The following is a 1,021-nucleotide window of genomic DNA, read 5'->3' on the forward strand; positions in this document are numbered from 1 at the left end:
CGCTGCCCGGTCGTCCGCCGGGCATCCGCGCCGACAGCTCCGGCCTCACGGACCGGCAGCGGCGGGTCATCGAGGTGATCCGGGACTCCGTGCAGCGCCGCGGGTACCCGCCGTCCATGCGGGAGATCGGCCAGGCCGTGGGCCTGTCCAGCACCTCCTCGGTGGCGCACCAGCTGATGGCCCTGGAGCGCAAGGGCTTCCTCCGCCGCGACCCGCACCGCCCCCGCGCGTACGAGGTGCGCGGCGCCGAGACCCCCGCGCCCCCCGCGGCCGAGACCGTGGGCAAGCCCGCGGCCTCCTACGTCCCCCTGGTGGGCCGCATCGCGGCCGGCGGCCCCATCCTGGCGGAGGAGTCGGTCGAGGACGTCTTCCCCCTGCCCCGCCAGCTCGTGGGCGACGGCGAGCTCTTCGTCCTCAAGGTGGTCGGGGACTCGATGATCGAGGCGGCCATCTGCGACGGCGACTGGGTCACCGTCCGCCGCCAGCCCGTCGCGGAGAACGGCGACATCGTGGCGGCGATGCTCGACGGCGAGGCGACCGTGAAGCGCTTCAAGCGCGAGGACGGCCAGGTCTGGCTCCTCCCGCACAACGCCGCCTACCAGCCCATCCCCGGCGACGAGGCCACCATCCTGGGCAAGGTCGTCGCCGTCATGCGGCGCATCTGAGCCGCCGCACCCCCTGCGGCCCGGCCTCACGACGCGGCGGTGGAGCGTGCTGCCGCGTCGATCGCCGCCAGTGAGCGGCGGACCTGATTCCGGTCGGTGGTGTACCAGAAGTCCGGCATCGAGGCCCGGAGGAACGATCCGTACCGGGCCCGGGCCAGCCGCGGGTCCAGGACCGCGACGACGCCCCGGTCCCCCGTCGCCCGCACCAGCCGCCCCGCTCCCTGGGCCATCAGCAGCGCGGCGTGCGTGGCCGCCACCACCATGAAGCCATTCCCCCCGGCCTGCTCCACCGCCCGCTGCCGCGCGGTGACCAGCGGATCGTCCGGCCGAGGGAAGGGGATGCGGTCCATCACCAC

2 protein-coding genes are annotated in these 1,021 nt (G+C 74.9%); one reads left to right on the plus strand and one right to left on the minus strand.

Annotated features, from left to right (window positions below):
* Positions 1 to 2 precede the first annotated feature (2 nt).
* Positions 3 to 665, plus strand: a complete 663-nt coding sequence (gene lexA, locus D7231_RS35910) for a transcriptional repressor LexA (RefSeq protein WP_242000102.1) — start codon at positions 3 to 5, stop codon at positions 663 to 665.
* Positions 666 to 691: 26 nt separating this feature from the next.
* Here lexA and D7231_RS35915 read toward each other — a convergent pair.
* Positions 692 to 1,021, minus strand: a 330-nt coding sequence (locus tag D7231_RS35915; protein ID WP_277875683.1) for a helicase C-terminal domain-containing protein, incomplete at its 5' end; no start/stop codon positions are given.

This window comes from Streptomyces klenkii, from assembly GCF_003626645.1.
In the GTDB taxonomy this organism is placed as follows: domain Bacteria; phylum Actinomycetota; class Actinomycetes; order Streptomycetales; family Streptomycetaceae; genus Streptomyces; species Streptomyces klenkii.